The sequence below is a fragment of the Oerskovia flava genome (genome assembly GCF_026163685.1).
In the GTDB taxonomy this organism is placed as follows: domain Bacteria; phylum Actinomycetota; class Actinomycetes; order Actinomycetales; family Cellulomonadaceae; genus Oerskovia_A; species Oerskovia_A flava.
The window spans coordinates 370,411-384,397 of sequence record NZ_JAOXSR010000002.1; the positions used below are offsets into that span (position 1 = coordinate 370,411).

At 69.3% G+C, this 13,987-nt stretch carries 16 protein-coding genes and 4 tRNA genes; 14 read left to right on the forward strand and 6 right to left on the reverse strand.

The genetic code is table 11. The annotated features are described in order from the left end of the window. Position 1: 1 nt before the first annotated feature. From OHL10_RS06375 to OHL10_RS06395, 5 genes are all read left to right on the forward strand, one after another. Entirely contained in the window at positions 2 to 847 is an 846-nt protein-coding gene (locus tag OHL10_RS06375) for a carbohydrate ABC transporter permease (protein WP_265521338.1), read from the forward strand. 45 nt (positions 848 to 892) lie between these two features. Continuing rightward, positions 893 to 2,242, forward strand: a complete 1,350-nt coding sequence (locus OHL10_RS06380) for a glycoside hydrolase family 172 protein (RefSeq protein ID WP_265521339.1) — start codon at positions 893 to 895, stop codon at positions 2,240 to 2,242. After that, complete coding sequence (locus OHL10_RS06385) at positions 2,239 to 3,714, forward strand: glycoside hydrolase family 32 protein (RefSeq protein WP_265521340.1); 1,476 nt, start codon at positions 2,239 to 2,241, stop codon at positions 3,712 to 3,714. Before OHL10_RS06380 ends, OHL10_RS06385 begins: the two co-directional genes overlap by 4 nt. A gap of 64 nt (positions 3,715 to 3,778) precedes the next feature. Further along, positions 3,779 to 3,913, forward strand: a complete 135-nt coding sequence (locus OHL10_RS06390) for a hypothetical protein (RefSeq protein ID WP_265521341.1) — start codon at positions 3,779 to 3,781, stop codon at positions 3,911 to 3,913. A gap of 482 nt (positions 3,914 to 4,395) precedes the next feature. Next, positions 4,396 to 4,899, forward strand: coding sequence for a ClbS/DfsB family four-helix bundle protein (locus tag OHL10_RS06395; protein ID WP_265521342.1), 504 nt, complete (start codon positions 4,396 to 4,398; stop codon positions 4,897 to 4,899). A gap of 360 nt (positions 4,900 to 5,259) precedes the next feature. Here OHL10_RS06395 and OHL10_RS06400 read toward each other — a convergent pair. After that, a tRNA-Val gene (locus OHL10_RS06400) sits at positions 5,260 to 5,334 on the reverse strand. Positions 5,335 to 5,803: 469 nt separating this feature from the next. Here OHL10_RS06400 and ectA point away from each other — a divergent pair. The 3 genes from ectA to OHL10_RS06415 all read left to right on the forward strand — a co-directional run bounded on the left by ectA (position 5,804) and on the right by OHL10_RS06415 (position 8,132). Beyond that, positions 5,804 to 6,307 (forward strand): diaminobutyrate acetyltransferase, encoded by a 504-nt coding sequence (gene ectA, locus OHL10_RS06405; RefSeq protein WP_265521458.1) that lies wholly within the window; start codon positions 5,804 to 5,806, stop codon positions 6,305 to 6,307. A 123-nt stretch (positions 6,308 to 6,430) separates the two neighbouring features. Then, positions 6,431 to 7,684: a diaminobutyrate--2-oxoglutarate transaminase gene (gene ectB / locus OHL10_RS06410; protein ID WP_265521343.1), complete on the forward strand. Its 1,254-nt coding sequence runs from the start codon at positions 6,431 to 6,433 to the stop codon at positions 7,682 to 7,684. A gap of 55 nt (positions 7,685 to 7,739) precedes the next feature. Then, positions 7,740 to 8,132: an ectoine synthase gene (locus tag OHL10_RS06415; protein WP_265521344.1), complete on the forward strand. Its 393-nt coding sequence runs from the start codon at positions 7,740 to 7,742 to the stop codon at positions 8,130 to 8,132. 101 nt (positions 8,133 to 8,233) lie between these two features. Here the strand turns inward: OHL10_RS06415 and OHL10_RS06420 are convergent, their stop codons facing one another. Both OHL10_RS06420 and OHL10_RS06425 read right to left on the reverse strand, forming a co-directional pair. Continuing rightward, positions 8,234 to 9,088 (reverse strand): aminotransferase class IV, encoded by an 855-nt coding sequence (locus OHL10_RS06420; RefSeq protein WP_265521345.1) that lies wholly within the window; start codon positions 9,086 to 9,088, stop codon positions 8,234 to 8,236. 14 nt (positions 9,089 to 9,102) lie between these two features. After that, entirely contained in the window at positions 9,103 to 10,230 is a 1,128-nt protein-coding gene (locus OHL10_RS06425; RefSeq protein ID WP_265521346.1) for a chorismate-binding protein, read from the reverse strand. A gap of 225 nt (positions 10,231 to 10,455) precedes the next feature. Between OHL10_RS06425 and OHL10_RS06430 the strand changes: the two genes are divergently transcribed. The 3 genes from OHL10_RS06430 to OHL10_RS06440 all read left to right on the forward strand — a co-directional run bounded on the left by OHL10_RS06430 (position 10,456) and on the right by OHL10_RS06440 (position 10,732). Continuing rightward, positions 10,456 to 10,527, forward strand: a tRNA-Gly gene (locus OHL10_RS06430). 45 nt (positions 10,528 to 10,572) lie between these two features. Continuing rightward, a tRNA-Cys gene (locus OHL10_RS06435) sits at positions 10,573 to 10,643 on the forward strand. A gap of 14 nt (positions 10,644 to 10,657) precedes the next feature. Further along, positions 10,658 to 10,732, forward strand: a tRNA-Val gene (locus tag OHL10_RS06440). A gap of 74 nt (positions 10,733 to 10,806) precedes the next feature. On the opposite strand, the gene OHL10_RS06445 is transcribed toward OHL10_RS06440, so the two are convergent. Together OHL10_RS06445 and OHL10_RS06450 are read right to left on the reverse strand one after the other, a co-directional pair. Continuing rightward, positions 10,807 to 11,553 (reverse strand): alpha/beta fold hydrolase, encoded by a 747-nt coding sequence (locus OHL10_RS06445; RefSeq protein WP_265521347.1) that lies wholly within the window; start codon positions 11,551 to 11,553, stop codon positions 10,807 to 10,809. Between the two features lie 90 nt (positions 11,554 to 11,643). Next, complete coding sequence (locus OHL10_RS06450) at positions 11,644 to 11,997, reverse strand: nuclear transport factor 2 family protein (RefSeq protein WP_265521348.1); 354 nt, start codon at positions 11,995 to 11,997, stop codon at positions 11,644 to 11,646. A 78-nt stretch (positions 11,998 to 12,075) separates the two neighbouring features. On the opposite strand from OHL10_RS06450, the gene OHL10_RS06455 reads away from it, so the two are divergent. From OHL10_RS06455 to OHL10_RS06465, 3 genes are all read left to right on the forward strand, one after another. Next, complete coding sequence (locus OHL10_RS06455; RefSeq protein ID WP_265521349.1) at positions 12,076 to 12,873, forward strand: MerR family transcriptional regulator; 798 nt, start codon at positions 12,076 to 12,078, stop codon at positions 12,871 to 12,873. A gap of 62 nt (positions 12,874 to 12,935) precedes the next feature. Next, positions 12,936 to 13,271: a DUF2277 domain-containing protein gene (locus OHL10_RS06460; RefSeq protein WP_265521350.1), complete on the forward strand. Its 336-nt coding sequence runs from the start codon at positions 12,936 to 12,938 to the stop codon at positions 13,269 to 13,271. 9 nt (positions 13,272 to 13,280) lie between these two features. Then, positions 13,281 to 13,589 (forward strand): hypothetical protein, encoded by a 309-nt coding sequence (locus OHL10_RS06465; protein WP_425498968.1) that lies wholly within the window; start codon positions 13,281 to 13,283, stop codon positions 13,587 to 13,589. 42 nt (positions 13,590 to 13,631) lie between these two features. Here the strand turns inward: OHL10_RS06465 and OHL10_RS06470 are convergent, their stop codons facing one another. After that, positions 13,632 to 13,865, reverse strand: coding sequence for a hypothetical protein (locus OHL10_RS06470; RefSeq protein ID WP_265521351.1), 234 nt, complete (start codon positions 13,863 to 13,865; stop codon positions 13,632 to 13,634). Positions 13,866 to 13,987: the final 122 nt, after the last annotated feature.

Sequence of the window (13,987 nt, forward strand, 5' to 3'; positions counted from 1 at the left end):
CATGCCTGCCCAGACCCGAGACCGGCGCCGCCACCCGGTCCAAACACTAATCACCGCCGGCATCACCGTGCTCGTCGTCATCCCGTTCGTGTGGATGGTTCTGCTGGTCTTCAAAGACAACGCCTCCATCCTCAACGACCCGCTCGCCCTGCCCACTTCGCTGAACCTCGACAATCTCTCCCGGGCGCTGGACACCCTCGACCTAGGCCTGCTCTACAAGAACACTTTCGTCATCGCCGCACTCGCGCTGACGGTCCAGCTGTTCATCACATTCCTCAGCTCCTTCGCGCTCACGCGCCTGGTCTACCGCCGCAAGTGGCTAGCGAACGCGATCTACGTCTTCTTCATCGCCGGCCAGGCGATCCCGCCGTTCATCCTGCTCTTCCCGGTGTACCGGATCACGATCGAGCTCGGCATCCAGAACACCTACCTCTCTCTCGTCTTGCCCTACGTCGCCATGTCGGTTGGGTTCAACACCCTGCTGTTCGTAGGCTTCCTACGCGGCTTCCCTACTGAGATCGAAGAGGCCGCGGTCCTCGATGGGGCCAACCTGTGGACCATGGCGTTCCGCGTCGTGCTGCCGATCGTCATGCCCATCGTCGTCACCGTTTTCATCTTCAACATGCTGTACATCTGGAACGAGTTCCCATTCGCCGTCACGCTCATCAGCGACCCGGAAATGATGACCATCCCGCTGGCGATCTCACAGTTCAAGGGCCAGTTCACCATCGACTACGGCGGGATCGTCGCCGCCAGCCTGCTCTTCATCATCCCTCAGCTCGCGTTCTACGCCGTTTTCCAGCGGTTCATCATCGGCGGCATGACCGCCGGCGCCGTCAAGGGCTAGAACAGCGCCCGCTTCCCACCCCATCGACAAGGAGAACCGACGAACATGACCTCTGCATTTCCCGACGGCCTGCGCTCCCTGACTCGCGCCAGCGACGCACGCACCGGTCGCGCCTCCAGCAGTGACCCAACCGGGGCGAACCAGGACTACTGGATGGTCCCCGCCGGCGAAAGCGTGGTCCTGGCCGAGATCGACGGCCCCGGCTGCATTACCCACATCTGGATGACGTCCTTCTGCCGGCGCACACTCGGCCCCGGTGTCGTCGACCCGGTACTCGGCAGCCGCGTCGCGCCGGTCAACGAGATCCACAACGCCCTCGGCGTGACCTGGGAGGAGCAGGACCCCTTCTACTACCGCAAGGCCCTGATCAAGATCACCTGGGACGACCAGGACACCCCCAGTGTCCTGGCCCCTCTGGGCGACTTCTTCGGCATCGGTCACTCCTTCCCGGGCAACTACGAGTCCGCGCCGTTCAACGTCTCGCTCAAGCCCGAAGAGGCAGGGAAGTTCGGCGCTCCTTGCGCGCGCAACTGCTACTTCCCCATGCCGTTCGGGCGTAAGGCGCGCATCGAGCTCGTCAACGACAACGACGTGCCGTTCGGCGTGTACTTCTACATCGACTACGAGCTCTACCGTAAGCCTCTGCCCGAGGACACTCTGTACTTCCACGCCCAATGGACCCGCAGCAACCCCTGCGACGGGTGGGGCCCCGACCTGCAGGTCAACAGCCCGGAGATCCAGCAGGTGACCAACCTGACCGGCGACGGCAACTATGTCGTCCTGGAGACCGAGGGACGTGGTCACTACGTCGGCTGCAACCTGTCCGTCACGCATTTCCAGGGCAGCTGGTGGGGCGAGGGCGACGACATGATCTACATTGACGGGGAATCCACCCCGAGCGTCAACGGCACCGGCACCGAGGACTACTTCGGTCACGCGTGGGGCATGCAGAAGAACGCCTTCCTGTACAACGGCTCCATCGTCCACGAGAGCGACCTCCCCGGGTACCAGGTCTCCTACCGGTTCCACGTGCTGGACCCCGTCCGGTTCCAAGAGCGCATCAAGGTCACGATCGAGCACGGGCACGCCAACCACCTGTCCGACGACTGGTCATCCACCGCCTACTGGTACCAGACCCTGCCCTCTCCCCAGCTGCAGATCCTCCCCGCCGAGGAGCGCCTTCCCTACGTCGCGCACCTCGAACCCCGCACCGCTCCCTACAGCAAGCCGCTGAACACCGAGATGGCTGCGGCCCGCGACGCCGCCAGCGCGCGTGACGAGACCTACCGGTCTGGGAAGGACACCGAGATGGCGCGCAAGATCGACCTCACCCGGGCCGCGGAGATCGCGAACATCGAGCAGGCCCGACGCATCCGCGCAGCGGCGGACGCATGAGCACCCAGACGTTCGACCAGGCCCTGCAGGCCGCGGACGACCACATCGCCAACACCGCCATCGCGCCCTCGCGGTGGCGCCCCGCCTACCACCTGACGCCGCCCACGGGGTGGATGAACGACCCCAACGGGTTCGTCCAGTACGAGGGCCGCTACCACCTGTTCTACCAATTCTGGCCCTACGGCCCCGAGTGGGGCCCGATGCACTGGGGCCACGCCGTCAGCGACGACCTGGTCCGGTGGGAGCATCTGCCCACCGCACTGGCACCGTCCGAGGAGTACGACAGCGGCGACGGTGTTCCCGGGTACGGCTGCTTCTCTGGCAGCGCGCTCGTGGACCGCGACGGGCGTCTCGTTCTCATGTACACCGGGCACGTTGACGGGCGCCAGCCTCCGCAGACCCAGAACATCGCCATCTCAACCGACGGTGTGCACTTCCACAAGTCCGCAGCCAACCCCGTTATCCCTGCACCGCCGGTCGACGGCGGGCCTGACTTCCGCGACCCCACGATGGCGCAGATCGGTGATCGCACCTACGCAGTCATCGGGTCCAGCGCGGCCGGGCGCGGCAAGGCCCTGCTCTTCGCAACGGACGGTGATCTGGAGACCTGGGAGTACGTGGGCGTCGCGGCCGAGAGCACCGGTCAGGAGGGAACGATGTGGGAGTGCCCCGACCTGTTCCCCCTCGCAGACCGATTCGCACTGGTCGTCTCGCCCATGCAAGGCACCCTGAACACGTTCCCCTTCATCCAGATCGGGGACTTCCAACCTGACTCGGGGCGCTTCACCTCGGATAGGCATTATCAGCTCGACGGTGGCATCGACTTCTACGCCCCGCAGACCCTGGTCGACGACACCGGACGGCGCATCCTCATCGGCTGGATGCAGCAGTGGTTCCAGCGCAACGTCACCGCCGCGGATGGCTGGTCCGGCGCTATGAGCATCCCCCGAGAGCTCACGCTCGACGCAGGAGTCCTCAGGCAACGGCCGGTCACCGAGATCGAGTCGCTACGCGGACCGGCACGACACCTAGGCGCCCACGAAGTCGGCACCCAGCCACTGATGTCCGACACGGGCGCGTCGGCGGAGGTGCGCATCGTCCTCGGACCGAGCACCGCCCCGGTCGCGCGCATCGCCGTGCGGGCGTCCAGCGACGAGTCCGAGCAGACCGTCTATACCGTCGACCGGCGGGCCGGCCGCATCGTGTGCGACCGCTCCCTGTCAGGAGCCGGCGACGTGACATCCAGCCACGTCACGTTCGACCCCGCGCGCGAGTCCCTCGAGCTACGGTTCTTCATCGACACCTGCTCCGTCGAGCTCTTCGTCGACGACGGCGCCGCAGTCATGACCAACCGCATCTACCCGAACCCCGACTCGACCGGCCTGACGATCACTGCGGTAGGAGTGGGCACGCTGAACGTCGAAGACTTCACCGTGTGGCCCCTCAGCACCCGCCAAGAGCCCTCACAGTGACGACTGCCACGGGCGGGCCAGCAGACGCGGTCCGCCCGTGGCAGCGTCCGTCCCTCATCGGCTCGTGCTCGACATCGAGAGCGGGACGCACCTCGCCAGATGGTTCGGCGGCGCCGCGCTCCTGGAGATCTGGATGCACCAGTCCGACATCGACGCACACCGCTTCGACTCCGCCCGGTGCATCACCCGAACCGACTGAACCGGGTCGTCCTGGCTTCACGGCGAGTCGGTCGCGTGATCGATGAGGTCGTCCCTGGAGATCTGGATGCACCAGTCCGACATCGACGCACACCGCTTCGACTCCGCCCGGTGCATCACCCGAACCGACTGAACCGGGTCGTCCTGGCTTCACGGCGAGTCGGTCGCGTGATCGATGAGGTCGTCGACTTTCGAACGGTCTCAGCCCTGCCAGGATGGCGTGCTGCTCGCCGCGACCACCCGCCGGCATGATCGCGGGCAAACACCGAGGACCGCGGCCCGACGAACGACACCGCGTCGCCTCCCGGCGCGCACCGAGCTGCTTTCGACCGTCGCGCCGTCGTCCCCCGTTCACTGCTGGCGGAGGGCATCAGCTGCACCGACCGACCGGACACGCCGGTCAGCTCTAGCTTCGCGGCTAGGATCGAGAGCGAGACCCCACGTGCGGTACAACATCTCAGCCCGCGCAGAACCGAGCACCGCGTGCCCGTCCCCGCCTCCAAGGACGACCTCCTCACCGCGATCGAGACGACCTTCGCCCGGCTGTACCGTGACCTGGAACGCGTCCCGCCCGGTCGCGCTCGAGAACCAGTCCTGGAGGGCCACGTCAAGGGGACGCTGATGAGTCCCGCGGACCTGGTCGCCTACCTGGTCGGCTGGAACCAGCAGGTTCTCACCTGGCACCGACGCCGTACAGAGGGGCTGAGCGACGAGTTCCCCGCGCCAGGGATCGCGTGGAACCAGCTCGGCGCGCTAGCCCAGCGATACTACGCCGCCCACCAGCACGACACGTGGCCCATCCTGCTCGGACAGCTCACCGCTGCGAAGGACCAGATCGTTGCAATGATCCGAGAACAGTCCGACGAGGATCTCTACGGCGCTGCCTGGTACGGCAGATGGACCATGGGCCGCATGATCTCGCTCAACACCTCGTCTCCCTACACCAACGCCCGCGGCCGCATCCGGGCGTGGCTTCGCACACTCTGAGCGAGCCGGGGTGCCGCTCAGCACACGACCGGTTCGCGGAGTCCTACGGGTAGCAGGCTGTGCCCCCCAGTACGTCGGATCGACCCGCGCCTGCGCTCCGCTGGGGTCGGGAGAGCACAGTACGCATCACGAGCAGTGAACCGCGAGCATCTCGCGGTTCGACGAGACGAAGACCGGTCAAGGTTGTCCGCATCTCGCCTGTCACCGTCGAACCGCAGCGAGCCGATCTGGCTTCACGGACACCCGCGCACGCCCGCGTACGGGAGGCAATGGGGGTACGAATGGGTGTACGGCACCCCTCCGGACGCGAAAGAGGCCGTGTCTACTGTTGTAGAAACGGCCTCTGACCTCCTGTGATGCTGGTGGGCGATACTGGGTTCGAACCAGTGACCTCTTCGGTGTGAACGAAGCGCGCTACCACTGCGCCAATCGCCCGTTGCTCCGAGCCGTGGCCCGGGAACGTTCGTGGACGATGTTAGCCCCAAACCCGCCCGAACTGCGAACTGGTTCTCTCGCACCCTCGGCGGAGCGGCCGTCCGGCGCGTGCACGTGGCGCGCACCGGGCGCGGGACGGTCATGACACCACCCGAGCCTCGCCCGAGCTCTCCGCGATACGAGACGGAGCGTGCCGTGTGAGGCAGGACACGAGACGACGCCCCGGCGGCGCGCTGACCTGCACCGATACATGGCCGAGCACGAGCCGTCCGCAGCCGGAAGTGGCCTGATCGACCATCTCGAATTCACTCTTCGGCAAAGGTTTACTACGGTGGACGGTGACATGTCACCTCAAAACGACCATACGTCACCCGACCATACTGCCGTTGCTACACCGCACGATGACCCGATCGACGACGCTCGTGCCCCCCGGACCACCGAAGCCACCACGGACCCGTCACGCCGGCTCGTGACGATCCTGCCGCCCGTCATCAGTGACGGAGCACACATGTGGCAGATCGCCCGCGACAGCGGAACCTTGGACCTCAACTCGTCCTACGCCTATCTGATGATGTGCCGCGACTTCGCCCGCACCTCCCGCCTCGCGTGGGTGGACGGCCGCCCCGCCGGCTTCGTCATCGCCTACCGGCGCCCTGCCAGACCCGACTGCCTCTTCGTGTGGCAGGTCGCGGTCGACGCGGCGCACCGCGGGCACGGGATCGCCGCCCGCCTGCTCGACGACCTCGTCGAGTCCGAGCTGCGCGACCCGTCCGAACCCGTGCTCACGGTCGAGACGACCATCACCGAGGACAACCTCGCGTCCCGGACGCTGTTCCGCCGGTTCGCCGAACGGTGGGACGCGCCGCTGTACACCAGCGACCTGTTCGTCGCCGCGGACTTCCCCGACGACCACGACGGCGAGCCGCTGATCGAGATCGGGCCGCTCACCGCTCCACGCACCGACCCGGCCTGACCGCCGCCCCGTGCACCACGGCGCGACCGTGCGCTTCCGTGCGCCTTCGACCGCGCCCCCGACCGCCGACCGGCGCTCATCCTTCACCTCAGTCCCGTCATCACACGCACCAGGAGTGTTCACATGACCATCGCTCATGAGCTCGATTCCCAGGTCCGCAGCTACTCGCGGTCGTGGCCCACGGTCTTCGACCGTGCGCGCGGCAGCATCATGTACGCCGAGGACGGCACGGAGTACCTCGACTTCTTCGCCGGCGCCGGTTCGCTCAACTACGGGCACAACAACCCCGTGCTCAAGGCCGCGCTGCTGGACTACCTGACCGACGACCACATCGTGCACTCGCTCGACATGTTCACCACGGCACGGCGCGAGTTCCTCGAGACGCTCTCGGAGACGATCCTCGAGCCGCGCGACCTCGACTACAAGGTGATCTTCCCCGGCCCGGGGGGCGCGAACGCCGTCGAGTCCGCCCTCAAGCTGGCCCGCAAGGTCACCGGCCGTGAGTCGGTCGTCAACTTCACCAACGCCTTCCACGGCATGACGCTCGGTGCGCTGTCCGTCACGGGCAACTCCATGAAGCGCGGCGGCGCCGGCGTCCCGCTGGTGCACGCCACCCCCATGCCGTACGACGACTACTTCGCCGGCGAGTACCCGGACTTCTTCTACTTCGAGCGGCTCCTCACCGACCTCGGCAGCGGTCTCAACGAGCCGGCCGCCGTCATCGTCGAGAGCGTCCAGGGCGAGGGCGGCATCAACGCCGCCCGCGCCGAGTGGCTCCGCGGCCTGGCCGCCCTGTGCCGGGAGCACGGCATCCTGCTCATCCTCGACGACATCCAGATGGGCTGCGGCCGCACGGGTGGCTTCTTCAGCTTCGAGGAGGCCGGCATCGTCCCCGACATCGTGTGCCTGTCGAAGTCGATCAGCGGCTACGGGCTGCCCATGGCGATCACGCTCGTGCGTCCCGAGCTCGACGTCTGGGAGCCCGGCGAGCACAACGGCACCTTCCGCGGCTTCGCCCCGGCGTTCGTCACGGCCGCGCAGGCCATGCGGACCTACTGGAGCGACGACGTCCTGCAGCGGTCGACGATCGACAAGGGCTTCGCGGTCGAGAGCCGCTTCGAGACCCTCGTGGCGCGGTACCCCGAGGCCGGCCTGACGGCCAAGGGCCGCGGGCTCGCGCGCGGGCTGCAGTTCACCGCCTCGGGTGCGGCGTCCGAGGTCTGCCAGCAGGCCTACCAGCGTGGGCTGCTCATGGAGACGTCCGGCCCCGACGACGAGGTCATGAAGATCCTGCCGCCGCTGACCATCACCGACGCCGAGCTCGCTCGCGGGCTCGAGATCATCGACGAGTCCGTGGCCGCCGTCCTCGCACCGTGAGCCCCGCCGCTCTCCCCCACCGCTCAACCCGCCGACCCCTCAGGAGGGACCCCGCATGATCGTGCGCACGCTCGACGAGATCACCGACACCGACGCCGACGTCCGCCAGGAGAACTGGCGCTCGCGCCGCATCGTCCTGGCCAAGGACGGCGTGGGTTTCTCGGTCCACGAGACGACCCTCGAACCTGGCACCGTCAACGAGTTCTGGTACGCCAACCACATCGAGGCGGTCTTCATCGTCGAGGGCGAGGGCGAGATCACCGACCTCGGGACCGGCGAGGTCCACCAGCTCGCCCCCGGCTCGCTGTACCTGCTGGACAAGCACGACAAGCACGTGGTGCGTCCCCGCACCCGCATCCGCACCGTGTGCGTGTTCAACCCGCCGGTCACCGGCCGCGAGGTGCACGACGAGAACGGCGTCTACCCGCTGATCACCGAGGTGGCCTGACCACCCCGGGCTCACCACCCGCACGACCCGCCGCAGGCGCCTCAGGGCGCTCGCGGCGGGTCGTCGTCGGTTCCGGCCGTCTCACCGCAGCCGTCCCTGGATCAGGGGTCGACGTCGGCCGCTCGACGTCGGTCGAACAGCTCGCGAGCGCGCAGCGACAGCTCACCGGCCTCCACGTCCGTGTCGTCGAGACGCACGACCGGCTGGATGTTGCGCACGCTGCCCGCCAGGGCGAGGTGGGCGCGGCCCGCGGCCACGTCGTCGAGCACGGAGAAGGGCAGCTCACCCTCGCGCGCCTCACGGACGGGCAGTCCCTCGTCGAGGGCCCACTCGAGCAGGAGCTCGCGCGTGATGCCGGCCAGGCACCCCACGTCCAGCCGCGGCGTGACGAGCTCGCCGGCGCGCTCCACGAAGACGTTCGACCCCGTGCCCTCGCACAGGTCCCCGAGCGTGTTGGCGAGGATCGCCTCGTCGGCGCCCCGTGAGGCCGCGTCTGCGAGCGCGACGACGTTCTCGGCGTACGACGTGGTCTTGAGCCCTGCGACCGCCGAGCGCTCGTTGCGTACCCAGGGGGACCTCGCGACCTTCGCCGTGGCGCCGGGTGCGGCGGGGCTCGCGGCGACCACGACGGTCTGCGCGCCCGGTTCCCGGCCGGAGCCGAGGGGCCCGTAGCCGGCGGTCACGGTGATCCGCAGGCGGCCGGCGTCCGTACCGGCGGCCTGCAGGACCTGCGCGACGCCGTCCCGCACCAGCGCCTCGTCCGGCGCGTCGAGCCCGAGGCCGGCCGCCGAGCGCGCGAGGCGGCGCAGGTGCCGGGTCAGGGCGAACGCGGTCCCGTCGTAGACGGCGCACGTCTCGAAGACCCCGTCCCCGACGGTCACGCCGTGATCGACGGCGCTGAGCGCCTTCTCCCGCGGGCCTACGAGGGCCCCGTCCACCCACACCACCATCGACATGCGTCCAGTCTGCCTCAGCCGTCGTGCCGAGACCCGCCGGACGCCAGCCCGACGAGGCGGTGCGCCTTGAGCTCGGTCTCCGCCCACTCGCCCGCGGGGTCGCTCCCCCACGTGATGCCGGCGCCCGTGCCGAACCGCAGGACGCCGTCGTCCCACCAGAACGTCCGGATGCCCACCGCCAACTCGGCCGTGCCGGCCCCGGGGTCGACCCAGCCCACGGCACCGCAGTACGGGCCGCGCGGAGCGCTCTCGAGCTCGCCGATGATGCGCAGCGCCGACGACTTCGGTGCGCCCGACACCGAGGCGGGCGGGTGCGTCGCGGCCAGGACCGCCTCCCACAGCCGTCCGGAGGCCATGAGGGCCGGCTCGACCGCACCGGTCACCCGGGAGACCAGGTGCACGAGCCCGGGGTGCTCCTCGACCGCGAGGAGGTCGGTGACCTCGACCGTGCCCGGCAGGCACACCCGCTGCAGGTCGTTGCGCACCAGGTCGGTGATCATGACGTTCTCGGCCCGGTCCTTGTCCGTCAGCCCGGCCGCGCTGCGCGCCGTGCCCTTGATCGGCCCGGACGACAGCCGCCCCGCGTCCAGGCGCAGGTAGAGCTCCGGCGAGGCGGTCACGACCCACACGGGGTCGACGCCGGTGCTCGCGGGGACGTGGATCGCACCGGCGTACGGTGCGGGGTTGCCCCGCGCGAGGATCTCGGCCAGGGCGCGGGCGTCGGGTTCCGTGCCGTCGTGGGCCGGCAGCGGCGCCGAGAGCACGCGGCAGATGTTCGCTTGGTAGACCTCGCCGTCGCGCACCTCTCGCCGGACCCGCGCCACCGCGGCCTCGTACTGCGCGCGGTCGAGCGAGCTCGCCCAGCTCCCGACCGCGGGGCCGCGCCACGGAGCGGCGGGCGCGTCCGCGTCGTCGGGCAGGTCGCCTGATTCTTCCGCGAACCTCCACGCGCGGGCACGTCCGCCCTGCGAACGGCCCTCGAAGTCCACGACCACGAACCACGGCCCGCCCTGCGTGAGGCGCTCGGGCTGCTCCCAGAGGTCGACGCACTCGACGACGCCGTGCCCGGCACGCCCCGCGAAGGCGGCGAATCCCGTGTTGAGGGGCGCAGGACGCGCGGCGGAACGTGACCCGCGCCTCACCTCACCACCGACTCAGGCAACCTCGGGACGTCTCGGGACATCTCGCCCGCGTGCGGAAACCGCGAGATCTCGCGGTTCGTGGGTGGTGTGGGCTGGGATCGGAGCACGGCCCCACGCTACCGACCGGCGCGTGGGGCCGGAGCCAGTTGGACGTCCGGCGCTCCGGTCTACTAATGTTTGGGACGCGCCGAGAGCGCCGGAGGAAATCCGGCAGGTCCCGGTCGCGCGGACGTGGCTCAGTGGTAGAGCATCACCTTGCCAAGGTGAGGGTCGCGGGTTCGAATCCCGTCGTCCGCTCGGATACCTTGATCGACCCTCCACCCCAGAGGGTTGGGGTCTCAGGGTGGAGTGGCCGAGAGGCGAGGCAGCGGCCTGCAAAGCCGTATACGTGGGTTCGAATCCCATCTCCACCTCTCAGCACGATCTTGGGCGATTGGCGCAGCGGTAGCGCGCTTCCCTGACACGGAAGAGGTCACTGGTTCGATCCCAGTATCGCCCACCAGCATGACGAAGAGGCCGCACCGGAAAGATCCGGTGCGGCCTCTTCGTCGTGCGGGCACGACGCGGACCTCGAGGTCAGACCGCTGTCGAACGGGCAGCCTCGTCGATCAGCCCTGCGACGACGTCGGGCCGGGAGACGGTGACGGCATGGGAGGCGTCGACCTCGACGATGCGCGACGACGCCCGCTCCGCCATGAACCGCTGGGCCTGCGCCGGGACGGCCAGGTCCTGGAGGGTGATGAGAGACCAGGACGGGATGGTCTTCCAGGCCGCCGTGGTCGCCGTGCCCGCGAGCGCGTCGGCGATGATCGGCCGCTGCGTGACGGCCATCAGACCAGCGACGTCCGGTGTCACGTCCGCGGCGAAGACCGGCCGGAACTTCTCCTGCTCGATGGAGAGATCGTCGACGGCCCGACCGTCGGGTCCGTGGACGGAGACCTGGCGCAGCGCCGATCCGAGCTCGTTGCCCGGATACTTCCCGGCCAGCTCCGCGGTGCTCTCCCCTTCCTCGAGGAGGAAGCTGGCGACGTAGACGAGGGCTCTCACCTGCGGGTGCCCGTGGGCAGCCTCGCTCATCACGCTGCCGCCGTAGGAGTGGCCGGCGACGACGATCGGCCCGTCGATGCCGTCCAGGACGTCGCGCAGGAGCGCGGCGTCACCGTGCAGGCTACGCAGCGGGTTGGCCACCCCGATCGTCGGATAGCCCTCGCGCAGTAGCCGGGCGATCACGTCGTTCCAGCTCGACGAGTCAGCGAAGGCGCCGTGCACGAGCACGACGGTGGGCTTGGCGTCGGCGCGGCTGTCAAGGGTGCTGCTGGTCATCGGTCGTTCCTCTCGGTCTGCGGGCGACCTGCTGCCGCCCGTCCGGTCGCACTCGTCGTGCGAGTTCTTCACCGGCCCCTGTGGGCGGCGTCATGCGGCGATGACCAGCTCCGAGACGAGGTCGCCGGTCATCGTGAAGCGGTAGCCGAGCTCGGCAACCCCGCCGGGGAAGTCGCCCACCAGGCGCTGGGTCGCGACCCAGCGCCTGTCGTCGATGCGCTGGGCACCGACGAGCTCGGTCGTGTAGCGGAACTCCGCCCCGGCCCGGGAGAGGAAGCGTCGGATCTCCTCGGTGCCGCGGTAGGTCGTGCCGTCGTCCACGACCACCGCGGTCGAGGAGAAGGCACCGAGCGCCGCGTCGGCGTCCCGAGCCGTGTGTGCGGCGAGATACCTGCGGATCGTCGCCGGGAGGTCGCTGGGCTGGATGCTGGTCGATGTGTTCATGCGTCGACCGTGGGCGCTCCCCGCACGGGAGGGTCAAGCGCTGGACTCTCCCCCTGGGAGAGGGAGCATCATGGTTCCGTGCTGACCATCGGCGAGTTCTCACGGCTGACCCATCTCAGCGTGCGCACGCTCCGCCGCTATCACGACGCAGGACTGCTCGAGCCGGCCACCGTGGACGACACGACCGGCTACCGCTACTACAGCCCTGACCAGATCCCGGCTGCGCAGGTCGTCCACCGCCTGCGCGAGCTCGACGTCCCTCTCCCCGACGTGCAGCGGATCCTGCGCTCCCCCGATCCGAGCACGCGCGCCGGCCTGGTCTCCGATCATCTGCAGCGCCTCGAGTCCGAGCTCGATCGCACACGAGCGGCGGTGGTGTCGTTGCGCCGGCTGCTGCAACCGGAACGGACGCCGCTCGACGTCGAGCTGCGAGAGGTGCCGGCGACCACGGTGGCCGCCGTCGAGGACGACGTGGCCCACGACAACGTCCTCGACTGGTACGCGGGCGCCATGGCCGAGCTGGACGCCGTCGTCGGCGAACGGACCGGTGCTCCGGGCGGGCTCTACGACAACTCCTTGTTCGAAGAAGGGCACGGGCACGTGCTCCTGTACCGGCCGACGGATCTGCCACGGCGTGTCGGCCGTGTGCACCCCGTGACGCTCCCGGCCGTCGAGCTGGCCGTCGTGACCCACGTCGGCGAGCACCACGACATCGACGTCACCTACGGCCGGCTGGGGGCCTGGGTGGTGGCCAACACGCTCGCGGTGGCGGGACCGGTGCGGGAGACGTACCTCGTCGGCCCTCGCGACACGCCCCACCCGTCGGCCTGGCGGACCGAGATCGGCTGGCCCGTCTTCCGCGTGACCTCGCGCTGACGGTCCCGACCAGCCCGACCCACCCCTTGTGGGGCGTCGCACCTCGCCGTAGCGTCGAGGGCATGTGCCGCAACATCACCGCCCTGCGCGGCCTCGAGCCTCCGGCGACGGACGAGGAGATCGAGGCGGCTGCGCGCCAGTTCGTCCGCAAGGTCATGGGGGTCCAGACCGTGAGCGCGGCGACGCGCGACCCGATCGAGGCCGCCGTCGGGGACATCTCGGCGATCGTGGCGCGGCTGCTCACCGAGCTGCCCGAGCGTCGCCAGCCGCCGTCGACGGTCCCTCCCCTGCGCCGCGCAGAGGTCCGGGCCCGGATCGCGGCCCGTGAGGCCGCCGAGCAGGAGCACGAGCGGGCGCACGCCCTGGGACTGCCGCACGAGCACGCGCAGAGCGTCTAGGCTCACCGGGTGGATCCACGCGACACCCCCGACACCGACCCTCGTACCGTCGCCGTCAGCGCGTCGATGCGGCGCGCCAAGGCGGACGCCCGGGCGTCGCACGTGACGATCGGCCAGGTCGAGCACCAGGCCTCGGGGCGCGTCACCATCGATTGCTCGTGCGGGATGGTCCTCACCAACGGGCCGGAGTGGTCGCTCGACGAGCACATCCGCCTGCACCGGGCCGAGGCGCGTTACCTGGCACTCAGCAGGGTGGCACCCGCGGGCATGCCACGGCTCATCGACGTCGACGCCCGGCGCCTTCCCCGGGTCGACTGAGCCGGTACCGGCCGAGCAGAGGGCTGCGACCCTCGCCGGTCCTCAGAGCTCGTCGGGGTCGTCCCAGGAGGTTCCCGAGGACGCTCCTTCGATGGGGTGGCGCTCGGACTCGGAGAGGGACAGCGGCGCCCGGGAGGCGTCTCCCCCGCTGAGCACGTCGCCGTGCTCCTCGTCGTCGCGTTCCGTCACCCGCTGCGGCGAGAGTCTCGCCGAGGCGATGTCGGACTCGTTGACGTCGGCTGTCTTGTGGCGTGGTCGAGAGTCCTGCGTGCTCATGCTCTCGGTCTACCAGGTCCGCCGGTGCGCCGCACGCAGGACACGCGCTTGGCACACTATTTGTTGCGCTTCGTGCCATGTTCTGTCGATCACGCCGTGGCGGCACTCGTCGGCCCGTCCTG

Bases quoted from the DNA above. Each gene is read 5' to 3' on its own strand.
- OHL10_RS06375 (WP_265521338.1), top strand. From the start codon at position 2: ATGCCTGCCCAGACCCGAGACCGGCGCCGCCACCCGGTCCAAACACTA.
- OHL10_RS06380 (WP_265521339.1), top strand. From the start codon at position 893: ATGACCTCTGCATTTCCCGACGGCCTGCGCTCCCTGACTCGCGCCAGC.
- OHL10_RS06385 (WP_265521340.1), top strand. From the start codon at position 2,239: ATGAGCACCCAGACGTTCGACCAGGCCCTGCAGGCCGCGGACGACCAC.
- ectB (WP_265521343.1), top strand. From the start codon at position 6,431: ATGACCATCGCTCATGAGCTCGATTCCCAGGTCCGCAGCTACTCGCGG.
- OHL10_RS06415 (WP_265521344.1), top strand. From the start codon at position 7,740: ATGATCGTGCGCACGCTCGACGAGATCACCGACACCGACGCCGACGTC.
- OHL10_RS06420 (WP_265521345.1), bottom strand. From the start codon at position 9,088: ATGTCGATGGTGGTGTGGGTGGACGGGGCCCTCGTAGGCCCGCGGGAG.
- OHL10_RS06445 (WP_265521347.1), bottom strand. From the start codon at position 11,553: ATGACCAGCAGCACCCTTGACAGCCGCGCCGACGCCAAGCCCACCGTC.
- OHL10_RS06450 (WP_265521348.1), bottom strand. From the start codon at position 11,997: ATGAACACATCGACCAGCATCCAGCCCAGCGACCTCCCGGCGACGATC.
- OHL10_RS06460 (WP_265521350.1), top strand. From the start codon at position 12,936: ATGTGCCGCAACATCACCGCCCTGCGCGGCCTCGAGCCTCCGGCGACG.
- OHL10_RS06470 (WP_265521351.1), bottom strand. From the start codon at position 13,865: ATGAGCACGCAGGACTCTCGACCACGCCACAAGACAGCCGACGTCAAC.